21 protein-coding genes are annotated in these 22531 nt (G+C 70.1%); 8 read left to right on the top strand and 13 right to left on the bottom strand.

Going from position 1 to position 22531, the window contains the following annotated elements; genetic code table 11:
* The 11 genes from VZL07_RS28510 to VZL07_RS28460 form a co-directional block, all read right to left on the bottom strand.
* Positions 1-783 (bottom strand): enoyl-CoA hydratase/isomerase family protein, encoded by a 783-nt coding sequence (locus VZL07_RS28510; protein ID WP_426751015.1) that lies wholly within the window; start codon positions 781-783, stop codon positions 1-3.
* A complete protein-coding gene (locus VZL07_RS28505) occupies positions 732-1433 on the bottom strand; it encodes a TetR/AcrR family transcriptional regulator (protein ID WP_426751013.1) in 702 nt (233 codons plus the stop codon). The genes VZL07_RS28510 and VZL07_RS28505 overlap by 52 nt, the downstream gene beginning before the upstream one ends.
* Positions 1434-1540: 107 nt before the next feature.
* Entirely contained in the window at positions 1541-3079 is a 1539-nt protein-coding gene (locus VZL07_RS28500; RefSeq protein ID WP_426751012.1) for an Ig-like domain-containing protein, read from the bottom strand.
* 158 nt (positions 3080-3237) lie between these two features.
* Positions 3238-3588: a helix-turn-helix domain-containing protein gene (locus VZL07_RS28495; protein ID WP_002634858.1), complete on the bottom strand. Its 351-nt coding sequence runs from the start codon at positions 3586-3588 to the stop codon at positions 3238-3240.
* A 59-nt stretch (positions 3589-3647) separates the two neighbouring features.
* On the bottom strand, positions 3648-6266 hold the full coding sequence (locus VZL07_RS28490) for an LPS-assembly protein LptD (RefSeq protein WP_426751010.1): 2619 nt from the start codon (positions 6264-6266) through the stop codon (positions 3648-3650).
* 47 nt (positions 6267-6313) lie between these two features.
* Positions 6314-7714 (bottom strand): AMIN domain-containing protein, encoded by a 1401-nt coding sequence (locus tag VZL07_RS28485; RefSeq protein WP_426751008.1) that lies wholly within the window; start codon positions 7712-7714, stop codon positions 6314-6316.
* Positions 7715-7795: 81 nt separating this feature from the next.
* Complete coding sequence (locus VZL07_RS28480; RefSeq protein WP_426751006.1) at positions 7796-9070, bottom strand: alpha/beta hydrolase; 1275 nt, start codon at positions 9068-9070, stop codon at positions 7796-7798.
* 9 nt (positions 9071-9079) lie between these two features.
* Positions 9080-10312, bottom strand: a complete 1233-nt coding sequence (locus tag VZL07_RS28475; RefSeq protein ID WP_426751005.1) for a bifunctional folylpolyglutamate synthase/dihydrofolate synthase — start codon at positions 10310-10312, stop codon at positions 9080-9082.
* Between the two features lie 71 nt (positions 10313-10383).
* Positions 10384-11235, bottom strand: coding sequence for an acetyl-CoA carboxylase, carboxyltransferase subunit beta (gene accD, locus VZL07_RS28470; RefSeq protein WP_426751003.1), 852 nt, complete (start codon positions 11233-11235; stop codon positions 10384-10386).
* A gap of 62 nt (positions 11236-11297) precedes the next feature.
* On the bottom strand, positions 11298-12053 hold the full coding sequence (locus tag VZL07_RS28465) for an MBL fold metallo-hydrolase (RefSeq protein ID WP_426751001.1): 756 nt from the start codon (positions 12051-12053) through the stop codon (positions 11298-11300).
* 1 nt (position 12054) lies between these two features.
* The gene (locus VZL07_RS28460) at positions 12055-12705 is read right to left on the bottom strand and encodes a Crp/Fnr family transcriptional regulator (protein ID WP_426750999.1); all 651 of its coding nucleotides are present in this window, start codon (positions 12703-12705) and stop codon (positions 12055-12057) included.
* Positions 12706-12824: 119 nt separating this feature from the next.
* Here VZL07_RS28460 and purM point away from each other — a divergent pair, with 119 nt between their 5' ends.
* Genes purM through VZL07_RS28445 form a run of 3 tightly spaced genes read left to right on the top strand, consistent with a single transcriptional unit; the run spans position 12825 to position 15066 of the window.
* A complete protein-coding gene (gene purM, locus VZL07_RS28455) occupies positions 12825-13862 on the top strand; it encodes a phosphoribosylformylglycinamidine cyclo-ligase (RefSeq protein ID WP_426750997.1) in 1038 nt (345 codons plus the stop codon).
* Positions 13859-14524 carry a phosphoribosylglycinamide formyltransferase gene (gene purN, locus VZL07_RS28450; protein WP_426750995.1) on the top strand — a complete coding sequence of 222 codons (666 nt, stop codon included), beginning with the start codon at positions 13859-13861 and terminating at the stop codon, positions 14522-14524. The genes purM and purN overlap by 4 nt, the downstream gene beginning before the upstream one ends.
* Entirely contained in the window at positions 14521-15066 is a 546-nt protein-coding gene (locus VZL07_RS28445) for a DUF523 domain-containing protein (RefSeq protein ID WP_426750993.1), read from the top strand. The genes purN and VZL07_RS28445 overlap by 4 nt, the downstream gene beginning before the upstream one ends.
* Before the next feature lie 136 nt (positions 15067-15202).
* On the opposite strand, the gene VZL07_RS28440 is transcribed toward VZL07_RS28445, so the two are convergent.
* Positions 15203-16285, bottom strand: coding sequence for an enoyl-CoA hydratase/isomerase family protein (locus VZL07_RS28440; RefSeq protein WP_426750991.1), 1083 nt, complete (start codon positions 16283-16285; stop codon positions 15203-15205).
* An 82-nt stretch (positions 16286-16367) separates the two neighbouring features.
* Here VZL07_RS28440 and VZL07_RS28435 point away from each other — a divergent pair, with 82 nt between their 5' ends.
* From VZL07_RS28435 to VZL07_RS28420, 4 genes are all read left to right on the top strand, one after another.
* Positions 16368-17057, top strand: coding sequence for an HAD family hydrolase (locus tag VZL07_RS28435; protein WP_426750989.1), 690 nt, complete (start codon positions 16368-16370; stop codon positions 17055-17057).
* Positions 17058-17129: 72 nt separating this feature from the next.
* Entirely contained in the window at positions 17130-18659 is a 1530-nt protein-coding gene (locus VZL07_RS28430; RefSeq protein ID WP_426750987.1) for an NAD(P)-binding protein, read from the top strand.
* A 102-nt stretch (positions 18660-18761) separates the two neighbouring features.
* Positions 18762-18953 (top strand): 50S ribosomal protein L28, encoded by a 192-nt coding sequence (rpmB, locus tag VZL07_RS28425; protein WP_426750985.1) that lies wholly within the window; start codon positions 18762-18764, stop codon positions 18951-18953.
* A gap of 341 nt (positions 18954-19294) precedes the next feature.
* Positions 19295-20404, top strand: a complete 1110-nt coding sequence (locus tag VZL07_RS28420; RefSeq protein ID WP_426750983.1) for a GTP-binding protein — start codon at positions 19295-19297, stop codon at positions 20402-20404.
* Positions 20405-20443: 39 nt separating this feature from the next.
* Here the strand turns inward: VZL07_RS28420 and VZL07_RS28415 are convergent, their stop codons facing one another.
* On the bottom strand, positions 20444-21529 hold the full coding sequence (locus tag VZL07_RS28415) for a DUF4388 domain-containing protein (protein ID WP_426750981.1): 1086 nt from the start codon (positions 21527-21529) through the stop codon (positions 20444-20446).
* A gap of 32 nt (positions 21530-21561) precedes the next feature.
* Between VZL07_RS28415 and VZL07_RS28410 the strand changes: the two genes are divergently transcribed.
* Positions 21562-22497, top strand: coding sequence for a metalloenzyme (locus tag VZL07_RS28410; RefSeq protein ID WP_426750978.1), 936 nt, complete (start codon positions 21562-21564; stop codon positions 22495-22497).
* Positions 22498-22531 lie beyond the last annotated feature (34 nt).

Raw genomic sequence — 22531 nt, 5'->3', positions numbered from 1 at the left:
TCAGCGGTCGTGCCACTTCGGCGGGCGCTTCTCCAGGAAGGCGGAGATGCCCTCCCCTGCGTCGTCCGCCAGCACGTTCAGCGACAGCTGCGAGGCCAGGTACTCGAGGGCGGCGGGCAGCGGCAGGTCCTCCGCGGTGAAGAAGGCGCGGCGCCCCAGCGCCAGCACGGCCTGGCTCTTTCCGGCCAGCTTCCCGGCGAGCGCGGAGACGGCAGCATCCAGCTCCGCGGCGGGCACCACGCGGTTGAGCAGCCCCAACGCGAGCGCCTCGCGCGCGGGCAGCCGGTCACCGGTGAGCACCAGCTCCAGCGCCCGCTTGCGGCCCAGGTGCCGCTGCAGCAGCGCCATCATCATCATGGGGAAGAGGCCCACGTCGATTTCGGGCGTGCCCAGGTCCGCGGTCTCCACGGCGACGGCCAGGTCGCATGCGAGCACCAGGCCCAGGCCTCCTGCCAGTGCGTGCCCGTTGACGCGCGCCACCGTGGGCTTGCGCAGCTCCTGGAAGCGGGCCAGCAGCCGCCCGTACGAGCGGCGCCCCTCATGCGTGGACAGGAAGCCCTCGTCCCCGGCCAGGGTCCCCAGGTCCCCGCCCGCGCAGAAGACCTTCTCGCCCGCGCCGGTGAGCACCACCACCCGGACCGAGGCGTCGGACTCGGCGCGCTCCAGCGACGCCATCAGCTCGCGCACCACGCCCGGAGACAGGGCGTTGCGGGCCTTGGGCCGGTCGATGGTCAGGAGCGCTTGGGGGCCTTGGACTTCGTAGCGGACTTCTCCGGCTTCCATTCGGACACCTCCGCTGCCTGGGCGCCCGTGAGGACACCGTATAGGAAGGAGTTCGCAATCTGCGCCTTGGCCCGCTCCAGCGCCTCGTTGTCCCGCGCGTCCGCGAGCCCCACGACGAAGGCGGTGAGCCCCATCTCGATGTTGCCGAAGAGCAGCGCGGAGGCCAGGTGCGGATCCAGCTCCGGCCGCAGCTCCCCGCGCTCCTTGGCGACGTTGAACAGCTCCGAGCTGAGCCGGATGGCGTCCACGAAGGCCGTCTGCCGGTTGATGCGCGAGCCGGCCGGGCTGCGCGCAATCTCCAGGATGAGGACCTTCACCGCGCGCGGATCCACCCGGTAGGCCTCGAAGGCCACATCCACGATGCCGCGCACCTTCTCCGCCAGCGAGCCCTCGCCCTCCACCACCGCGCGCACGCGCGTGACGAAGCCGCTCCAGCCCGTGTCGAACACGGTCTCCAGCAGCTCGTCCTTGTTCTTGAAGTAGTGGTAGACGAGGCCGTACGCGACGCCGGCCTCCTTGGCCACGTCCGCGATGCGGCAGCCGTGGTAGCCCTTGCGGGCGAACACGTCGATGGCCGCCCGGAGGATGGTGCGGCGGCGCTCGTTCTCACGAGAACCGTTGTCCGCGGCCGGCTTGTTCTGCTGACCCACGACGTCCTCCACCGGCGGGTGATTCGCCAGTCAACCAGTGGAGAACCTACGGAGGGCGGGCCCTGGGGTCAATGCCTTCGTGGGCCCGCCCGGCGGAACGGCGCTGACTACTCCACCGTGCCGGTCATGGTGGGGCCCGTGACGACGACCTCGTGGCCCTCCTCCTGCGCCGCCGTGTACTTGCACAGCGGCGTCACCTTCCACGCCACGGGCGGCGAGTAGGGCGGCGGCGGGTCGCCGTCGGCGGGCTGCTCGTGCGTGTCGCTGATGAGGTACGTCTCGAAGTTGAAGGACGGGTACGTCAACGCGATGCCGCCATTGGCCTGGGACACCTTGACGGGGCCCGAGGCGCCACCGACGCAGCCGTCATCATCGCTGTTCTGCGCGATGCGGTTGAACCAGGGGTCGGAGACGATGAAGGAGACGGCGATGCCGCTGAAGTGAGCGATGAGCGGCGGCGGCGCGTTGGGCGGGGGGTCGAGCTGGCGCTGCGTCTCGGTCCGGTCCAGCGCATGGGGCATGCCCGTCCAGAGGATGCGCTCCTGCACCCAGATGAGCGTGCTGGCGTCGTACCGGCCGTTCTTGCCCGTCCAGCGGCCATCCCCGTTGGTGTCCACGTAGCGCTCGCCCGGGTCCCAGGTGCCGTTGTCGTTGTTGTCGACGAAGGGCTCCGTCGTGTCCTCGAAGGGCTCGCCCGAGTCCCACACGCCGTTGTTGTTGAGGTCGTCGAAGGCCTCCTCGCCGCTGGTGATGGCGATCAGCGAGACCAGGTTGTCACGCGGGTTGTTGACGACGTTCGGACGGATGGGGTCCGGCCGGCGCGGCTCGGGACGGTCCACCTGCGGCTGCGGGGCGTTGCCGTAGCTGGCGATCGGGTTCTCGTCCCAGAGGAACGGGTGCATCCAGAGCGGAGCAAGGTACTCGCCGGTGTGCGTCTCATCCTTCAGCGGGGTCCAGGTGAACACGCCCGGATCCACGTCCTCCGGCAGCGGCAGCGAGGTCTTGTAGAGGACCTCCGCGTTGCCCACCACGTCCGTGACGGACACCGCGCTGGGACCGATGGTGCCGGCCTCGGTGAGGAAGGACACCTGGGCGCCGACCACGCCGTCGCCGTTGCGGTCACCCACGTGCGCGATGCACTTGAGCTTCACGCCCGCGATGAGGTTGCGCGTCTCGTCCCAGGCGCCCACGGCGTGGTGCAGACCGGAGCCGTTGCCGGAGAACGAACCGCACTGGAAGGTGAACTGGCGGGAGCTCGAGTTGGCGCCGGCGAAGCTGACCACGGGACTGACGGCCCGCTTCATCTCGGAACCCGAGCCCGCGGTGGCGATGACGACGGCGGAAGCCACCCGGCCGCCGCGCGCCACGATCTGCACGGACACGATGCCGTCGCCGGAGTTGGTGACGCCCTCGGTGGGCGACAGCTCGACGCCCGGCACCGGGGACTCCAGCGAGAAGGACACGTTCGTACCGGCCTGCGGCTGTCCTCGGGAGTCCACCGCGCGGAAGCGCAGCGTGGTGATTTCTCCCAGTCGCGGCTGAGCCGGTGACTGGTCCACGAATTCAAGTGTGGCGGGAGCCGACGGCGAGCATGCGACGAACAGCAAGCTCGCGAAGGCCACCCACGGGGCCAGACCCGGACGCATCAGTGGAGACTCCTTGAAGGCGATGAAGGAAGCGGGCTGTACGCGAGCAGCGCACAGCGCATCTTCCCCATCTTCCCGGGCCAGCTACCGTCCAGTCAAGGACAGGACAGGCCGACTGAAGCCCTCTTGCGTCCGGAGCCTGGAATCCCCGGGGGATGTCAGGCGGCGGTGCCGCTGAACATCACCCGCGCCACGCCCAGCAGGCGGTCCACGTCCCGGGCGGTGAGGCCACGGGCACGCGCGAAGTCAGACAGGGGCCGCAGGAGGTCCTCCGTCTGAGCAAGGGTCTGCTCCGTTCCCGTGAAGAGCTCGCCCAGGCTGACGCCCAGGGCATTGGCCAGCGCCGCCAGCGTCTCCACGTGGGGGACGCGCTCACCGCGCTCGATCATCGAGAGGAACGACACGCTGATCTGCGCCCGCTCCGCGAGCTCCTCCTGCGTCCAGCGCTCCGGCCGCTGTGTCCGAAGCTCGCGGATTCGCTGCCCAATTCGTTTTCCGAGGTCCGACACGAAGTACTTCTCCTGGCTGTTTCGGGGTTGGAGGAACCACCACCCACGGCTGGTGATTCCTAGCCTCCGGAACCAAAGGATCCGAAATCCGCCACGATGAGGTTGATGCCGGAGAATTCCAGCCCCAAGTCCCGCCGCAGCGTCATGACTCCCTCGACCCGCCAGCAGTCACATGCAGGCCCATACGAGAGGCCGAACGTCTGCTGGTCAGCAACGAATCGAGGTTCTCGGGTTGTTAGATCCCGGTAAAGCGGTAGCACGAAGGCTTCGTACCGCACTCCAAGCCCAAATCCGAGCTTCAAACGCGTACCCGCGATGAGGGCTTGAGCCCGTTCGGCCGCAGGGAAGCCGGGCTCGACTCGGGATAGTCCGCCTACCAGGGTATCCACAGTCCGGCGGAAGACGTCCGGCCCCACGGAGCGCGGATCCGCGCCGAGGTTGATCGCTGGCAGCCCCACGGTCAATACATCATCGAAGCGCGCATAGACGGCGTGGCCCTTGCCGTCATCGACATTGAGTTCGGCGGACAGGCCTGCGATGCGGCCCATGTTGGGGTCGTATCGGACGGTGCCCGCGGCGGTGAAGATGCCCGCGGTCGCGGTGAGCCGAGCGAAGGTGTCGCGCAGCACGGGGCCCGGGTCGTCCACCTTTCCCACCGCGGGAACGTGCCGGGTGAGATCGAAGCCCTGTCCGATTCGCAGGCGCAGGGGCTCGCGGATGGCGTTGCCTCGCTTGATGCGCAGCGTCTGATCCACGGCGAGCACCGCGTGCAGGAAACCGCGCGTGCGCCCATCGAGCTGATACGGCACGGCCGCGTCCAGCTCGTCGTAGGGGCGGGCCGCGCCATCTTCAGAAGCGCCGGCCGTAGGAAGGCTGCCCCACCCTCCCGGCACGTAGCGCAGCTCCAGCGACGGGGTGATGGCATGGCGGAAGCTGGTGTCGCGTCCCTGGAACGTGCGCGTGAGCTGGCTCTCCAGCAGCACGCCCGCGATGGGATAGCCCCGCTGCCACGTCCGCCCCGAGACCTCGCCCAGCCACACGTCCTGGCGCACCGCCAGCGACGGCGAGACGCGCATCAGGTCGCCCACCGCGAACGACGTCGACAGGCGCGGGAGGAAGTCCACGCGGTTGCGGGCCTCACGGTCGTTCGCGTTGAAGACGCCGTCGGACTGCGTCGCGTCCAGGAAGGCGTTGGCAGAACCAAACTCCGTGTAGTTCCCGTCGGCCCGGAAGATGCCGTCGATGCCCTCGTCCCCATACCCACCGCGCAGCGGCGCCAGGCGGAGGTACTGCACCGTCAGGCCTCCCATGAGGCCGCCGAGCACGGGACGCTCGGGCAAAGCCAACGTGAGGGCTGGCAACCTCTGGAAGGTGGAGGGGCCCTTCAAGTCCGGACGCGCGGGGTCGGCGGCCGCGGGGACACGGTTGTCCTGGAAGAAGCGGTACCCCCACCGGATGTCCTGGCGCAGCCCCACATCGAGCCCCGCGTACAGGTCATCCTGGCGCTGATACAGCGTGGCCGTACTGCGCAGGTACTGGAAGTTATTGACGATAACGTCCGCCGTGAGGTCGCGCGTGTAGAAGCCGTCCGAGACGAACGCGGCGTCCACGCGGTCATGCCACCCGTTTCCCAGGTCCTGGGTGTGCTGCCAGGAAGCCTCGCCCCGGAGACCCCGCCGCTCGTCGACGAACTCGCTCGTCTCGACGCCGTCGACGATCCGTCGATAGAACTCACCAGTGCTCGGGTCCCGAATGGGCCGGAGGTCGTAGAGGAACCCCAGCGTGGCCCGCCCCCGGGTCCGCTCGCTGGGCGCGTAGCGGAACTCGGTGAGCAAGCGAGGCCCCTTCACGCCCTGGGCGCGCATTCTCCGAACTCCATCCACGACCACATCGCTCCCGCCACTGAAGTATCCCGGCGTGAACGTCAGGTCGTAGCTGCGCCCCAGCGTGATGAAGAGGGGCTGCTCCAGCGTGAAGCCATTCAGCGCGGAAACGGTGGGCTTCGGGAGCAGCAAGCCCGTGCGCCGCTGGGACAGGGGCATGTAGATCCACGGCAGCGCGAACACGGGGACGGACTTCACGTACACGACGGGCAACGTCATCGTGGCGCGCTCGCCCAGGACGACGGTGGCCGACGTGGCTTCCATGCGCCAGCCGGGCTCGTTCGGGCTGCAGTTGCAGGGCGTGAAGGCCAGGTTCTCCACCGCGAAGGTGTTCTCCCCTGTCCTACGGATGCGTGAGCCGCTGAGCAGGATGGGCGTCTCGCCCATCGCCCGAAGCTCCTGGGGCGTCTTCGCCGAGAACAGGGCGTCCTGGGTGACGCCCTCCTTCTGCATGAAGAGGCCGCCCTCGAGGTTCGCCTCGTAGGTGCGCACGTCCATCTTCACGGATTCGGCGACGGCGGCCATGCCACCGGGCCCCACGAACATGACGTTGCCGGTGGCCGTGACGAACGGGTTCACCGAGTCGTACGTCACCTCGTCGGCGCGCAGCTGCATGGTGTCCGTGCGCAGCACGGCGTTGCCACGCGCGGTGACGACCTTCGTCTCCGCCTCGTAGACGACCATGTCCGCGGTGAGCTGCGCCTTCTCACCGTTGGGCAGCGCCAACGGCGTGGCGAGCGGCACCTGGGACGTGGTGACCAGCAGCGCAGCGGCGAGCGGAACGAGGAGGCTCATTCAGGGGTGCAGGGTATGCCGCGCCCGGGCCGAGCGGCCCCCCCTTTTCACCGCCCTGTGCGCTGGAAGTCCAATGAAATGACGTTGCCTTCCTGGCGGGCCTGGAACGGCGCGGACTGCCGGAGCTCGATGGTGACGCGGACGTCGCGGCCGGACGTGCTCGGGTCGACCCGGAGCACCGGGGACGCGAAGAAGGACGTATCCAGCGGCAGCGTGTTGTTGCTGGAGTCCACCCGGGTGTTCTCGAGCTCCAGCACCACGGTGCGGCCCTGCTCGCCCACGGAGTAGCTGACCGGCTCGTTGGTCTGGACGAAGACACGCGAGGCGCCCGGCTGCTGCCGGAACCCGACCAGGGTCAGTGTCTTGCGGCGGGACGACACCTCTCCGCTCGCCGAAGCCTGCTGCTGGCGGTTCTCACGCGCGGCGCGGGCGTCGGCCTGACGCTGGCGACGCTCCTCGGCGGCGGCCTGTGCCTGGGCACGGCGCTCCTCGGCGGCGGCCTGCGCCTGGGCGCGACGCTCCTCGGCGGCAGCCTGCTGGCGTGCACGGCGCTCCTCCGCGGCGGCGCGCTCGGAGGCCTGACGCTGCTCGGCCTCGGCCCGTGCGGCTTCCCGCTTCCGCTGCTGCTCCTCGGCGGCGGCCTGAGCCTGGGCGCGGCGCTCGTCCTCGGCGGCCTGCTTGGATGCGCGCGCGGCCTCCTCCTGGCGCCGCTTCTCCTCGGCGGCCTCCGCGGACGCGCGCGCGGCCTCCTCTTCCTGACGCTTGCGCTCCGCCTCGGCCTGCGCCTGGGCCCGAGCCTGCGCTTCCTCCTGCTGACGCTGGGCAGCGGCGCGCGCCTCTTCCTGGCGCTTCGCCTCGGCCTCGGCGTCCCGCTGCGCGGCGGCGGCCGCCTCGGCAGCGGCCTTCTCCTGGGCCTCCCGCTCGGCCCGAGCCGCGGCAGCGGCGTCCGCGGCGGCCCTCTCCTGGGCCTCACGGTCCGCCGCGGCGGCCTCGGCGGCTTGCTCAGCGGTGTTCCCCGCCGGAGGCTGCTCCGTGGCCGGAGCCTGCGCCACGGCCTGCCCCCCACCGCCCGCGACGCGGACGATGAGCTGATTGCCCTGGGCCTGGATGTCCGCCTCCACCTCGCGCGCATAGCCGATGAGCACGCGGGCAATGGAGGATGCGTCGGAGCCGTAGCTGGCGGTGCGGATGCCCGTCACCGTGCCGTTCCCCACCTGAATCTCCTCGGGCACCTCGGAGAAGACGGCCTCGGAGATGTCGATGACGAGCCGCGGCGGGTCCGTCATGGTGAAGGTGGTGAAGTTGGGCTTCTGCGTGCCGGTGATGGTCACTGTCCCACCATTCACCTGCACCGCGGTGATGGTGTTCAGGTTCACTGCCGGCGCCTGCGCGAGCGCCGCGAAGGGCACGAGCACCACACCAAGCAGCCACACGGCAAAGGCCTTCATCGACCACACCCCTTCACGTTGACAGAAGAGCATGGAGGCTATCACGCACCGCCGTGCCTCCAACTTTCCGTCCAGACGCGCCTAGCGGAGCCGCGGCAGGCTCGGCGAACGGTGGCGGTGGGTCCGCGCGTACTCGATAAGGTTCTTGATGTCGTAGCAGATCTGCCGGATGTCGTGCCCCATCGTCAGCTCGATGTGGCTGTTACCCTTCACCGGCCGCCACAGCAGGTACTCGCTCTTCGCGGCGCGATACACGCTGCGCGTCGACTCCAGGGAGGCCAGGGGGTCCAGGTCCCCGAAGATGATGGCCATGGGAATCTCGATGCGCCCGAAGCCCCGCTTGAAGTCGAAGCCGGTGCGATAGCAGACCATCTCGCCCCGGCGAATCCACCGCGCGAACTGCTCCAGCACGCGGCGCGGCTCACGCTCCCCGCCTTCACGGAGCAGCCAGCGGATGTCGTCGGCGCTCACGCGTTCCGGGTTGATGAGCCGGTTCAGCCGCGTGGTGAGTTGTTGATACAGCCGTGAGTCCTCCGCCTTCGCGAGCTGCCGCTCCAGCGTCTTGAGGATGATGTCCACCGGCACCGCGTCGAAGCGCAGCGTCCGCCGGTCGCGCGGCGTCAGCCTGCGGCCCAGGCCCTTGTTCAGCAGGCCCACGCCCTGCGCGAGCAGCTTGCGCCCCGCGCCCTCCACCTTCCCGCCAACGTTGAGGCTGGCGAGCGTCAGGTCGATCATCCCCGCCAGCATGGGCGCGCCATGTGCCAGCAGGCGCAGCAGCATGAAGCCCCGCCCCAGGTCCGCCGGAGAGCCGATGGTGATGAGGCCCTCGAAGTCGTTGTGGATGCCGGCGTAGCCGTAGCCCAGCATCCCGCCCATCGAGTGGCCGCAGTAGAAGATGCGCTCGCGCCGGGTGATGCGCTTCACCCCTGAGACAGCGGCTGGCAGGTCGTAGAGGAAGTAGCTGTCGATGTCCCAGCCGTAGTCCAGGTCGGGCGGCAGGGGGCGCTTGAACCGCTCGGCGCGCTCCTTCTGGAAGGCGATGGAGCTCTTGCCGTGCCCGCGCAGCTCCAGGATGTGGATGTCCACCCCGAAGAAGAGCAGGTTCTTGACGAACTGCCCGCTCGTCCATGTGTGCCGGTTTTGTGAGAAACCGTGCACCAGCAGCAGGGCTTCGCCAAACAACGGTTGCGGAAAAGGCTGCTTCACCGGACGGTAGCGGGTGATGACCAGCGACCAGCCGTCCGCCGTCTCCACGACGTACTTCGTCTTCGAGTAAAGCGCCCGGAAATCGACTTCGTCGATGGAGGGGATGGGTGGCCCCGGTGTCGCGGCGGCTCTCCAGTCCGGCAGGCGCATGTCTTGAATCTACGGCGGCTGCTGCATCGCGCCAAGGTTTCGATACAAGCGAGCCTTCAACATCCCGACCAGGAACAGTGAACCTGTACCCAGGACGAGGTCGTCCGCGGCTGCCCGCTTGCGCGCAGCGTCCAGTGCGGCGTCCACGTCCGGCCAGGCTGTCACGTCCGGACACAGCGTGCGAGCCTCGGCCAGATAGGCTTCGGGCGCCAGCGAGCGCGGCGTCTCCAGCGGGGTGAGCTGCACCGAGGCGCACTCTGGGAAGAGCGCTCGCATCATCGGCCCCCGGTCCTTGTCCCCCACCACGCCGAAGACGAGGTGGATGCGGCGTCCCGGATACAGGTCCTTCAGCGACGCGAGCAGCACCTCCACGCCCGCAGGGTTGTGGGCGCCGTCGAGCAGGACGACGGGCCGCTGCCCCACCTCCTCCAGGCGCCCCGGCCAGCACGCCGACGCCAGCCCTGCACGCGCGGCCTCGGGCGGCACCGTCATGCGGCGCTCCTGCAAGGCCTCCAGGCAGGCGAGCGCCACCGCCGCGTTCTGCTGCTGGTGCGGCCCCCGCAGCGCCAGGGACAAGCCGTCCAGGCTCCATGCGGCCCCGCGGTATGACAGGCTGCCATCTGGCTGACGCTCGGCGGCGAAGTCGCGCCCCTCCAGCCGCAGCGGCGCGCCCACCGCCTCCGCCTTGCGAACGATGGCGTCGAGGGCCTCCGGGGCCTGCCGCGCCACGATACAGGGCACGCCGGGCTTGAGGATGCCCGCCTTCTCCCCGGCGATGGCGGCCAGCGTGTTGCCCAGGTACTCCATGTGGTCGAACGACACGGGGGTGATGGCCGTCACCACCGGGCTCGCGGCGGTGGTGGCATCCAGCCGGCCCCCCAGTCCCGTCTCCAGCACGGCCACGTCCACGCGCACCCGGGCGAAGTGCCACAGGGCCACCACGGTGCCGAACTCGAAGTACGTCATCGGCGAGGACACCGCGCTGGGGTAGCGCTCCAGCACCTCCAGGATGCGCAGGCCGAAGTCCGCGTCGGAGATGTCCTCGCTGTCCACGCGGATGCGCTCGTTGACGCGCACCAGGTGGGGCGACGTGTAGAGGCCCACGCGGTGGCCGGCGGCATGGAGCGCGGCCGCCGTCATGGCGCAGGTGCTGCCCTTCCCGTTCGTCCCCGCGACGTGGAGCGCCGGGTACTGGCGCTCCGGGTGTCCCAGCGCGGCCAGCGCCTCCTGGACGCGCTCCAACCCCAGCTTGATGCCCGAGGGGTTGAGCCTGGAGAAGAAGGCGAGCGCCTCCTCCGGTGTCCGGGGCGCGTTCAGCCGAGCAACCCCAGGATCTGCCCCAGCTTCGCCCGCAGGTCCTTGCGGTGGACGATGCCGTCAATCATCCCGTGCTCCAGCAGGAACTCCGAGCGCTGGAAGCCCTCCGGCAGCTTCTGGCGGATGGTCTGCTCGATGACGCGGGGGCCGGCGAAGCCGATGAGGGCCTTGGGCTCGGCGAGGATGATGTCGCCCAGCCACGAGAAGGACGCCGCGACGCCGCCGGTGGTGGGGTTGAGCAGCACGGAGATGTACGGCCGCGTGCCGGTGCGGAAGCGGGCGATGGCCGCGGACGTCTTGGCCATCTGCATGAGGGAGAAGATGCCCTCCTGCATGCGCGCGCCGCCCGACGCGGAGAAGACGATGGCGGAGCACTTCAGCTCGTGCGCGCGCTCGAACACGCGGGCCACCTTCTCGCCCACCACCGAGCCCATGGAGCCGCCCATGAACTCGAAGACGAAGCAGCCCACCGACACCTGGTGGCCCTGGATGCGGCCCACGCCGGAGATGAAGGCATCCGGCTCACCCAGGTTCTTGCGGGTGGACTTCAGCCGGTCCTTGTACTTCTTCGAGTCACTGAACCCGAGCGGGTCCTGCGGCTCCAGCTCCTTGTCGAACTCCTCGAAGCTGTCGGGGTCCAGCAGCGCCAACAGCCGCGCGCGAGCCGCCCAGTAGTGGTGGTGCTCGCAGTGCGGACACACCATCCAGTTCTTCTCGAGCTCCTGGCGGTAGATGATCTCGTCGCACGACTCGCACTTCGCCCACAGGCCCTCCATGCGGGACGGGCGGGGCTCGGCTTGCGTTTCGGTGTCGACGGCGATGCGCGGCTTCTTCGAAAACCAGGCCATGGGGTGCGCGGGGTTAATCCGGCGGCTGACAGTCGTCAACCCCTCCGTGTGGCGCGGCGCGTCTAGAGCTCGAAGGTATCGCCCAGCTCCAGCACCTCGACAGGCAGCTCGGCCAGCTCCTTCTTGAGCTGCGTCACGAAGGCGGGCTTGAGGTGATAGAGCAGCACCGAGGCGCCATTACGCTCGAACTTCTGGAGTTCCAGGCTCAGCGTGTGCGGCGTGAGGTGGCCGGAGATGTCGGCCAGGGACTGGAGCTTGTTGGGGAAGGACGTCTCGAGCAGCAGCGCCTTGAGGTTCTTCGTCTCGTTGAGCGCCTTCCACAGCTTGTCGGTGGGGCCGGTGTCGCCGCTCATCGCCAGGGCGCTCTTGCCGTTGGAGACGATGAAGCCGCACGACTCCACGGGGTGGCTCACCGGCACGCTGCGCACGGTGTAGGGCCCCACCTGGAAGGTGCCCCCGGCGCGGAACGTCTTGATCTGCAGCACGGGCTGACGCTTGGTCGGGATTCGGGTGAAGTCCGGCCACAGCGCGTTGTTGAACATGTTCTCGCGCAGGGCCCGGGCACACTCGCGCGAGGCGTAGATGGTGACGGGCGTCTCGCGCCGCCCGATGACCAGGTCCGCCATCAGCGGCAGGTCCTTCACGTGGTCGAAGTGGCTGTGCCCCACCAGGACGTGGTCCACGCGGCACAGCTCCTCCAGCGACAACGTCCCCGTGAGCGCCCCCGCATCGAGCGCCAGCACGTCATCGACGAGAAAGCAGGTGCTCTTGCAGTTGGGTAGCTCGCCGCCGTGGCAGCCGAGGACTCGCAGCTTCACGCTAGAGGTCTCCGAACTTCCACTTCATCTCCAGGTATTGGAGGAAGTCGTGCAGCTTGCCCGTGTCCGGCACGGTCATCCGGTCCCCGTCCCGCTCGACCAGCCCCGTGCGCTCCAGCCGACTCACCACGCTGCGCACCGCCGGCTCGCCCACGCCAATCACGCGGGGCAGCTCCCGCACCGGGAAGTCAATCTCCACGCCGTCGTCCACCGGGCGGCCGCGGCTCTGGCACGTCTGGAGAATCTGGTGCACCACCCGGCTGGCCGGGTCGTTGTGCAGCAGGTTCTCGATCTGGGCGTCCGCCTCGGAGAGGCGCTCGGCCAGCTTCTTGATCATCCGGACGGCGATTTCGGCGTTCCCGCGGATCATCCCCTCGAACGTCTTGGGGTCGATGACCAGCAGCCGCGCGTCCTCGTTGACGGTGGCGCTGGCGTTGCGGGGCTTGTTGGAGATGATGGCCATCTCCCCGAAGAACTCTCCGGGGCCCAGCACGGCGAGGACCTTCTCCACGTCACGGACCCGCTTGGAGATGGCCACCCGTCCCGACTGGATGACGAACATCTCCTTGCCGGGTTCTCCCTCGCGGAAGAGCTCGGTGCCCTGGGGGAACTCCTTGCCGAAACGTTGAAAGAGGGTTTCCTCGGCGCCCATCCTGCAGGGAGTCAATCAGCCCACACTCGCCCGGTCAAATTCCCTTTTCTGTGCGCGGCGGTGGGACAGCCCCAACGCCACGCGAGACACCGGCGCGGGGGCCGGGTAGAAGGCCGCCCGTGGGAACGACCTACAAGCAGTCCGGAGTGGACATCGAGGCCGGCGACGCGTTCGTCGAGCGCATCAAGCCCCATGCCGCGCGCACGATGCGCCCCGAAGTCATGGGGGGCGTCGGTGGATTCGGCGGTCTGTTCGCCCTGCCGCCGGGCAAGTACCAGGAGCCGGTGCTGGTGGCCGGCACCGACGGCGTGGGCACCAAGCTGAAGGTGGCCTTCGCCGCCGGACGCCATGGCACGGTGGGCATCGACCTGGTGGCCATGTCGGTGAATGACATCCTCACCTGCGGGGCCGAGCCGCTCTTCTTCCTCGACTACTTCGCCACGGGGCGCCTGGAAGTCGACGCGGCCGCCGAGGTGGTGAAGGGCATCGCGCAGGGCTGCGAGCAGGCGGGCTGCGCGCTGCTGGGCGGCGAGACAGCGGAGATGCCGGGCTTCTACGCACGAGGCGAGTACGACCTGGCGGGCTTCTGCGTCGGCGTGGTGGAGCGCTCGGCCATCATCGACGGCAAGAGCGTGAAGCCGGGCGACGCGCTCATCGGGCTCCCCTCTTCCGGCCTGCACAGCAACGGCTACTCGCTGGCGCGCAAGGTGCTGCTGGACGACGGGAAGCTGGCCCTGGACGCGACGCCGGAGGGCCTGGACCGGCCGCTCGCGGACGCGCTGCTGGAGCCCACGCGCATCTACGTGAAGGACGTGCTGGCCCTGCTCCAGGCGGTGAAGGTGAAGGGCCTGGCGCACATCACCGGCAGCGGCATCCCGGGCAACCTGCCCCGCTGCCTGCCGGACGGCACGCGCGCGGTGCTGAGCGAGAAGACGTGGCCCAAGCCGCCCATCTTCGACCTCATCGCGAAGCTGGGCAGCGTGGCCCGTGACGAGATGTTCAGCACGTTCAACATGGGCCTGGGGCTCATCCTCGTCGTGGCGAAGGAAGACATCGCCCAGGCGCTGAGCGTGCTGAGCGGCCGGGGCGTGCAGGCCTTCGAGGTCGGCCGCGTGGAGGCGGGCCAGGGCGAGGCCACGGCGGTCATCGAGCCATGAGCGGCCAGCGGGCCCGCCTGGGCGTGCTGGTGTCCGGCAGCGGCAGCAACCTCCAGGCGCTGCTGGACGCCTGCGCGCAGGAGGACTTCCCCGCCGAGGTCGCCTGCGTGGTGTCCAATGTGCCCACGGCCTTCGCGCTGGAGCGGGCTCGCCAGGCGGGCGTGACGGCCACGGTGGTGGACCACAAGGCGCACGCGTCCAAGGCGGACTTCGAGCAGGCGATTCTGGACGCACTTCGTGCCGCCAGCGTGGAGTGGGTGTGCCTCGCGGGGTTCATGCGCCTGCTGAGCGCGGACTTCCTGGGCCACTACGCGGGGCGGGTGCTGAACATCCACCCGTCGCTGCTGCCTTCCTTCCCGGGGCTCCATGCACAGCGGCAGGCGCTGGAGCGCGGCGTGAAGGTGGCGGGCTGTACCGTGCACTTCGTCGACGCGGGCACGGACACCGGGCCCATCATCGCGCAGGCGGCGGTGCCCGTGCTCCCGGACGACGACGAGAAGGCGCTGAGCTCGCGCATTCTCGCGGAGGAGCATCGGCTCTATCCGCTGGCCGTGCGGCTCGCGGTGACGGGCAAGGTGACGCTGGACGCGATGCGGACGCGCGTGGACGCACGGCCCTCGGTGGGCGAGCTGGCGCTGCGCAACCCTGGACAGCCCCGGTGAGTCCCGAAGCAACTCCGGGCGGTCCTGCCCACCCGGCGGACTCGCAAGCCGCAGCCGCCCTGCCCTCTCGCGAGGAACGGGTCGCGGCCCTCCAGGACGCCCGGGTGGTGCTGGTCAGCGCATGCCTGCTGGGCGAGGCGTGCCGGTACGACGGCCGCTCCCAGCGCTCCGAGCGCGTCCTCGCGGCGCTGGCGGGCAAGGACGTCGTGCCCGTGTGCCCTGAAGTGGCCTCGGGCCTGCCCGTGCCGCGCCCCCCCGTGGACCTTCGTGGAGGAACCGGCGTGGACGTCTGGGCTGGCCGGGCCACCGCGGTGGAGCGAGCCGCAGGCGTCGACCGGACGGAGGCCTTTCAGCGGGGCGCTCGCATCGCGCTTGAAGCGGCGCGGCGCTTCGGCGCGACGGTGGCGCTGCTGAAGGAGAAGAGCCCCTCATGCGGGAGCCAGCGCGTCTACGAGTCGGGGCAGCTCCGCGACGGAGAGGGCATCACCGCGGCGCTGCTGCGTGCCGAGGGCATCATCGTCCTCAGTGACGAGGACCTGTAGCCGCGCCCCGCATCGCCTCCGCCATGCAGCCGACGTCAGGACGAAGGTGCATGAACGGCCCGTCGTGAGGCGCGGGATGCGTCCGCCGCGACGCCATGGTTCTCGGCGTGACGCGCCCCGACTCTGATAGGCATGCCTACCCGCGCGCAGGCACCGTCCACGCATCGTCGGGCAGCGGCGCGAACAGCGCTTCCACCGCCTCGTCGGTGACCTCCGCCAGCGTGGCGGGCTGCCAGTGCGGCTTGTTGTCCTTGTCCACGAGCACCGCGCGGATGCCCTCACGGAAGTCCGGCCGCACCGTCATCGTCTGGCTGAGCCGGTACTCCACGTTGGCCATCTCGTCATACGTGCGCGTGCGCCCCATGCGGAGCTGGCGCAGCGTCACCTTGAGGCTGGCGGGGCACATACGCAGCAGCGTGGCCCATGTCTCCTGGGCCCACGGCGTCCCCTCCAGCTCCAGCGCCTGCTGGATATCGTCCACGCGCTCGGCGGCGAAGCACCGGTCGATGGCCGCGTGCTGCACGCTCAGCGGCGACGTCCCCGCGTCCGCATGGAAGCCCGCGAGCACCGTGTCCACCACCGTGCTCGCCGCGGCGCTGCCCCAGGGCGCGGCCACCAGTGCGTCCAGCACCGCGTCGAGCACCGCGGACTCCACGTGGTGCGTGCCGTAGCCCAGCCACATCGCGTCCGCCGCGTTGCACCGGGCCCCGGTGAGCCCCAGGTACGTGCCGGACTCGCCCGGGAAGCGCGGCAGGAACCAGCCACCGCCCACGTCCGGGAACAGGCCGATCGCCGTCTCCGGCATGGCCAGCACCAGCTTCTCCGTGACGACCCGGTGCGTCCCGTGAATCGACAGCCCGAGCCCTCCGCCCATGCACACGCCGTCCACCAGCGAGATGTACGGCTTCCCGAGATAGTGGATGCGGTGATTCAGCCCGTACTCGGCACGGAAGAACTCCCGAGACACGCGCTCCTTCTCGTCGCGGGAGGCATCCCCCACCGACAGCGCCACCGCGCGCACGTCGCCGCCCGCGCAGAAGGCCCGGCCGCCTGCGCCTCGAATGACCACCGCCTGGATGGCCGGCTCCACCGCCCAGGCGTCGAGCGCCGGATGGAGCTTGCGACACATCTCCAGGTTCAGCGCGTTCAGGGCCTTGGGCCGGTTCAGGGTCACCACGCCTACCGCGCCACGCGTCTCGAGCAGGAGGTCGTCAGTCATGCCTCCGGGGATATCAAGCGAGCGGCCCCTTGGGTGGATTCAATTGGCCCACCCTGCCGCCAGACGCGCTATGGGGGACGCCATGACCTCCGCACTCGCGCCTCTGCGTGCCGTCGTCTTCGACATGGACGGCACCCTCGTCGACAACATGCGCTTCCACAACGAGGCCTGGGTCTCGTTCGCCCGGAAGCTCGGCCTGCCCCTGACCGCCGAGGACTTCCAGAGCCGCTACGCCGGCAAGAAGAACGAGGAGATCATCCCGGAGCTGCTCGGCCGTCCGGTGGCCCCGGACGAGCTCACCCGCATCGCCGAAGAGAAGGAGAGCCACTACCGCAACCTCTACCGGCCCCACCTGCAGCTTCACCGGGGCGCGGAGGCCTTCATCCAGCGCCTGCGTGACGCGCGCGTCCCCGCGGCCATCGCCACCGCCGCGCCCCAGGGCAACCGTGAGCTGGTGCTGGACGGGCTCGGAATCCGCCCCCTCTTCGCCAGCATCGTCGGCGCGGAGCAGGTGACGCGCGGCAAGCCCGCCCCCGACATCTTCCTGGCCGCGGCGAAGGCGCTGGGCGTGGAGCCCACCGCGTGCCTCGCCTTCGAGGACGCCGTGCTGGGCGTCACCTCCGCACGCGAGGCCGGCATGACGGTGGTGGGTTTGACCACCGGCGCGCCCGAGGCCGACCTCCGCCAGGCCGGTGCGCACTGGGTTCTCCCGGACTTCACCACGCTGCCCCCGGAGCTGGAGCAGCGGCTCTTCGGCGGTCCGGCGCGCTGACCCGCCCCCGGCGGGCGCCCCGTGGTGAAAAGGGCGCCAGCGGCGGGCACGTTGTGTAGTGTTGCCCGCCTCATGGCGACGTCCTCTGCCAAGCTCAAGCTTCCCGCCGGTCCGTCCCGGCATGTCTACGACGTCATCGTGCTCGGCAGTCAGCTGGGCGGTGCGCTCGCGGCAGCCCTCCTGGCGAAGCGCAGCCACCGGGTCCTGCTGGTGGAGCACGATGGGATGGGGCCTGGCTACGAGCACGGCGGCTACGTGCTCCCCTACGCGCCCTTCGTCGCGCCGCCCCTCAAGGCCATGCCCGCCGTGGAGGAGGCCCTCACGGAGCTGGGCCTCACCACCACGGTGCAGCGGGCGCTGCGGCCCCATGCCCCGGAGCTGCAGCTGCTCATGCCGCGCAGCCGGCTGGACCTTCATGGCGACGCCGCCCGCCGCAAGGCCGAGGTGACGCGGGAGCTGGGCGACGAGGGCGAGTCCCTCCTGAGCGCCCTGGCCGGTGCGGCCGCGCAGCACGAGGCCAGTGATGCCTTCTTCAAGGCAGGCCCCGCCCTGCCTCCGGACGGATTCTTCGAGGGCTGGGGCCTGAAGAAGCTCATCAAGGCGCACCCGGGCCTGGAGACTCCGCCCCGGCTCACGGGTGACACCGCGTCCGTGTCCCTGGTGCGAGGCCTGCAGCCCTTCGTCAGCCACCTGGACCGCCCCGAGTCGCCGCTGGCCCAGACGCGGGCCATGTCCCAGGTGCTGTCGTCGCCGTCCTTCTTCGCCGGCGGTCACGAGGGCCTGCGCGAGCTGCTCGCCCGCCGCGTGGCGGAGCTGGGGGGTGACGTGCTCGGCCGGGACAACCCCGCGGGCTTCATCGTGGAGGAGCTGGCCTTCGACGGCAGCAAGTTCGCGGGTCTGAAGCTGATGCGCTCGGACACCGTGTACCGCGCCTCCTGCCTGGTGGCCGCCACGGACGCGGGCGCGCTGCGGCGGCTGGTGACGGACAAGAAGCACCACCGCGGCCTGCTGGAGCACCTGGACCAGTCGAACACCCGCTCCCTGCTCTTCGCCGTCAACTGGGTGGTACCGGAGTCGGCGCTCCCCCGAGGCCTGGGCGAGCTGGCGCTGCTGGACACGGGCGACGCGGAGCTGGGGCCGCTGCTGATCCAGGTCCACCCGGCGCGCGCGGCGCAGGCGCACGGCGGCAAGGAGGCCAAGCCGACGGAAGGCGTGCGCGTGGTGTGCGCGGGTGCATTCATACCCGCCTCGGCCCGCGACCTGGGCGAGGAGCACCTCCAGGCAGTGGCCACACGCATCGACGAGCACCTGGACGTGCTGATGCCGTTCACCGCCGAGCACCGCCTGCTGCGCTCGGCGCCCTACCTGGACGCTGGCGGCGTGCGCGGCAGCCGGCTGGCGCCCCATCCCCTGTTCAGCTTCGAGTCGGAAGCCTTCCTGGGCGTCACGGGTTTGCCCCAGCGCACGCCAGCGAAGAACGTCCTGCTCGCCAGCCGGGAGGTCCTCCCCGGGCTTGGCCTGGAGGGCGAGCTGCTCGCGGGCATCCGGGCCGCACGCCTGGTGCAGGACATGTTGAAGAAGAAGGATCCGCTCAAGGGCTGATCCTGGATCTAAGGCTGGATTTCCGGGCCGTTATCTGGCAGGTTCCGCCGCTCTTTTATACGGCAGGCGTCCAACGCCCCAGTTTTCAAGGAGTTAGAAGTCATGGCGTGGAAGTGTGACATCTGTGGCAAGCGTCCGCTGGTGGGTAACAACGTCAGCCACGCGAACAACAAGACCAAGAAGCGGACCCTGCCGAATCTCCAGAAGATCCGGGCCAGCGTGCAGGGCAGCACCCAGCGCGTTCTCGCGTGCACCCGCTGCATCAAGGCGGGCAAGGTGACGAAGGCCGCGTGAGGTCCTTGCGCTCGAGGGAGGGCACGACGCGCGCCTCACTACCGCGACGGCCCCCCTACCGAGCGGACTCAACACCGCGTGGACACCGCATTCCTGCCCTCGGGCAGCGCGGTGGTTCGCCGGTGGCATGAATTACTGGCCGCCGTCCGTGCGGTTCGTGCCGTGCTTCCCTCACTTGAGGAAGCGGCGTGAGCCGTTGCGGATGCCTTGCGGGCGCGCATCCTGGCGAGCCTGCCTTGAGCCTGTGGCCCCACCATCACCGCCGCGCCTCGCGGGCTCCGAGTGAATGTCTCGTCGCCAACTGGCGCGAGGTGTCAAGTCGGACTAGGTAAGCTGACACCGTGAGCAGCGTCAATCTGATGGCCCGCGAAGTGGCCGCGAAAATCGTCTTCTACGGGCCGGGCCTGTCTGGGAAGACGACCTCGCTGAGGAAGATCTACGAGACGGTCCGCCCCGCGCACCGCGGCGAGATGATGTCCATCGCGACCGAGGGGGACCGGACGCTCTTCTTCGACTTCCTTCCAGTGAAGGTGGAGCGCGTGGGCGACTGCTCGGTGCGGCTCGCGCTCTACACCGTGCCGGGCCAGGTCTTCTACAACGCCACCCGCAAGCTGGTGCTCCAGGGCGCCGACGGCGTGGTGTTCGTCGCGGACTCGCAGCCAGAGGCCATGGACGCCAACCGCGAGTCCCTGGCCAACCTGGAGGAGAACCTCTTCGAGCACGGCATCCGGCTGGACCGCTTCCCGCTGGTGATGCAGTGGAACAAGCGGGACCTGGATGGGGTGCTGCCCGTGGAGGTGCTCCGCAAGGAGCTCAACCCGCGCGGCGTCCCCGAGCAGGAGACCTCCGCCGCCAATGGCCGCGGGGTGCTCGACACGCTCAAGGCCATCACCCGGCTGGTCATCAAGGACCTGCGCGCCAAGCGCATCGTCCCGCCGCCCCGTCCCGCCGCCGGTGCGCAGCCCGCGGGCCTGGAGGCCCAGCTCGCCCAGCACCTCCAGCACCGGCAGCCGCCCGGCACGGCGCCCCAGGCCGGAAGCCCGGTGCCTCGCGTGAGCCCGGTGGCCGTAGTGCCGCCGCCGCGAGTGGAGCCCGCCCCCATCCCCACGCCCCCGCCCGGGCCCAAGCTGCTGGGCGCCGCGAGCGCGCTGGCCCCCGGCGACATGTTCGACCACGCGCGCGCCGCGGAGGCCGCGTTCATGTCGGGCGACTATTCCACCTGCGTCACGGCGTGCTCCGACGCCATCCGGCGGGCGCTGGCCTTCGCGGGTGAGGGCTCCCTGGGGCAGCAGGCCTTCCTCCTCCGCGTGGACGGCGCCGACCTGCTCCGGCTCCAGGGCCTGGCCACCCAGCAGCACCTGCGCGTGGACGACGCCGCCTTCTCCCTCTACGTGATGATGCAGGTGTTCGTGCGCCTCAACGCGGTGGGCCTGCCCAGCAGCGCGGAGTAGCTCCGTGGCGCCCGCGGGGCCGCGGGCGCCCTGCCCCGCTCAGCGCGGGAAGCCGAGCTGCAACAGCCCCATGCGCTGGAGCTTCGCCAACGTCTTCAGCGTCTCCAGCTCCCGCGCGGGGCTGGCGAGCACCAGCGTGGACACGTCCCACGTGCCATTCACCAGCCCGGCAATCTGACGCTCCTCGGGCTTCAGCAGCGCCTGTCCCTGCGGGTCATGCACCATGTGGGGTACCGCCAGCGGCGGCATGTCCGCGTAGAGGGCCGCCACATGCTCGCGCTGCACCAGCCGGGCGAACTCGCGCACGCGCCGGTCCGCCGGGTCGCTGGCCAGCAGCGACGCGCAGACGATGCCCGCGGCGTCGTACTGGCCCTCGCGCATCAGCACCGCGCCCTTCTCCAGCATCTCCGCCACCGGGTCCGCCTCTACCTGCGGCGCCCCGTCCACCTCCACCAGCTTCGCGCGCAGCAGCTCGTGCACCCGCCGCGTCACCGACGAGCGGGACACGCCCATGGACAGGCGCAGCCGCCCGAGGTTCTGCGGCGACGCGCACAGCCCCAGGATGATCCGGTGCATCAGCGGCTGGCTCGGGCTCGGCGGCGCCAGCGCGCGCACGCTGAGGGCGTCAATGGGCAGCGCCTTGTCCACGTCGGGCTGCTCGTCCACCCACCGCAGCGACTCGAAGAGCAGCTCACGGATGCTCATGTCGGACGGCACCCAGTCCTCGCCGGAGCGGTCCGCGTCCTCCGTCCAGTGGAAGGTGCCGCGGCCAGCGATGGTCAGGTCCATCATCGCGGCGAAGAGCTCCTCACGGCCCAGGTCGCGAATCCACCGCGCCTGGATGCCATGGGTGTCGAACGCGGCGTCCACGTCCGGCGTGCGCGCCAGCTCGTCGAAGGCCGCGAGCACCTTCGTGCCTGACGCCAGCTTGGACAGCGTGAGGAGCCGCGCCACGCGGCCGCGGAGCCCTTCGGCGGCGGTGGCGCCCACCTGGCCGGAGAGAAGGAAGAGCTTTCGCTCACCCGCCTCCCAGGAAAGCTGGAGCGTTCCCGTCTTGCGGGAGCTGTCCAACCATTGAAGGAACTCGGGAAGTGGATAGCTGAAGAGGTCGCCGTGGAGGGCCATGCGTGTCGGATTCGAGGATACAGTCCCCAGCCGTGCGCGTCGCGCTCCTGTTCATCGATGGCGTGGGTATGGGCCGGAAGGACCCGGCGGTGAATCCGCTTGCCCGTCGGGAGCACCTGCTCTCGCACTTCGCGGACGCCCCGGCGGCGCCCCTGCCCCATGGAGGCCGCTGCCTCCCGGTGGACACCACCTTTGGCGTCCCTGGCCGGCCCCAGTCCGCCTCCAACCAGACGGCCATCCTCACCGGGGACCCGGCGCCTGTCCTCCTCGGACGCCACGTGCTGGGCTATCCCAACGCCCCGCTGCGAGGATTGATGGCGGACCGCTCCATCGTCCGGCGCCTGTCCGCCGCGGGAAGGACCTCGACCTTCGCCAACGCCTACCCCGCACCGTACCTGGATGCCCTGGGCGTGCCGCGCCGCCCCAGCCGCTCGCCGCCGGAGTTCGTCCTGGCTCCGGAATCACTCCGCAAGCTGAAGCCCTCCGCCTCCAAGCTGGCCTTCGCCGCGGGAGGCATCCCCCTGAGGACGCTCGACGACGCCCGCGACGGGGACGGCCTCACCCACGACATCACCGGCGAGTCTGCTCGCGCCTATGGCCTGCCGGCGCCCGCGCGCACGCCCGAGGAGGCCGCCACCGTCTTCTGGCACGTGGCCTCCAGCGCGGACTTCACCTTCTTCGAGCACTACCTCGCCGATGAGGCCGGCCACGCCCAGGATTGGACGGCCGCGCTGGCCGCGCTCGACGCATTCGACGCCTTCACCCGCGCGGTGGTGGCCTCCCGTCCCCCCGACGCCCGGGTGCTGGTGTGCAGCGACCACGGCAACGTGGAGGACCTGTCCACCCGCGGCCACACGCTCCACCCCGTCCCCGTGCTCTACTTCGGCCCGCCCGCTCCCGAGGTGGAGTCCTTCTCCACCGTGGCCGACGTCGGACGCGCGGTGCTGAGCTGGTTGGGTGCGGAGTGAATCAGGTCCTTCCTTCACCAGGGTGCCGTCCCGG

It is taken from the genome of Pseudomyxococcus flavus, from assembly GCF_050038885.1.
Taxonomy (GTDB): Bacteria; Myxococcota; Myxococcia; order Myxococcales; family Myxococcaceae; genus Myxococcus; species Myxococcus flavus.
The sequence above is the reverse complement of the archived record's forward strand: the minus strand, read 5'-3'. Positions and strand labels throughout refer to the sequence as shown.

Excerpts from the sequence above, each read along its gene's own strand:
- VZL07_RS28510 (WP_426751015.1), bottom strand. The coding sequence starts at position 783 with ATGGAAGCCGGAGAAGTCCGCTACGAAGTCCAAGGCCCCCAAGCGCTC.
- VZL07_RS28500 (WP_426751012.1), bottom strand. The coding sequence starts at position 3,079 with ATGCGTCCGGGTCTGGCCCCGTGGGTGGCCTTCGCGAGCTTGCTGTTC.
- VZL07_RS28490 (WP_426751010.1), bottom strand. The coding sequence starts at position 6,266 with ATGAGCCTCCTCGTTCCGCTCGCCGCTGCGCTGCTGGTCACCACGTCC.
- VZL07_RS28485 (WP_426751008.1), bottom strand. The coding sequence starts at position 7,714 with ATGAAGGCCTTTGCCGTGTGGCTGCTTGGTGTGGTGCTCGTGCCCTTC.
- VZL07_RS28480 (WP_426751006.1), bottom strand. The coding sequence starts at position 9,070 with ATGCGCCTGCCGGACTGGAGAGCCGCCGCGACACCGGGGCCACCCATC.
- accD (WP_426751003.1), bottom strand. The coding sequence starts at position 11,235 with ATGGCCTGGTTTTCGAAGAAGCCGCGCATCGCCGTCGACACCGAAACG.
- VZL07_RS28460 (WP_426750999.1), bottom strand. The coding sequence starts at position 12,705 with ATGGGCGCCGAGGAAACCCTCTTTCAACGTTTCGGCAAGGAGTTCCCC.
- purN (WP_426750995.1), top strand. The coding sequence starts at position 13,859 with ATGAGCGGCCAGCGGGCCCGCCTGGGCGTGCTGGTGTCCGGCAGCGGC.
- VZL07_RS28440 (WP_426750991.1), bottom strand. The coding sequence starts at position 16,285 with ATGACTGACGACCTCCTGCTCGAGACGCGTGGCGCGGTAGGCGTGGTG.
- VZL07_RS28435 (WP_426750989.1), top strand. The coding sequence starts at position 16,368 with ATGACCTCCGCACTCGCGCCTCTGCGTGCCGTCGTCTTCGACATGGAC.
- VZL07_RS28430 (WP_426750987.1), top strand. The coding sequence starts at position 17,130 with ATGGCGACGTCCTCTGCCAAGCTCAAGCTTCCCGCCGGTCCGTCCCGG.
- rpmB (WP_426750985.1), top strand. The coding sequence starts at position 18,762 with ATGGCGTGGAAGTGTGACATCTGTGGCAAGCGTCCGCTGGTGGGTAAC.
- VZL07_RS28415 (WP_426750981.1), bottom strand. The coding sequence starts at position 21,529 with ATGGCCCTCCACGGCGACCTCTTCAGCTATCCACTTCCCGAGTTCCTT.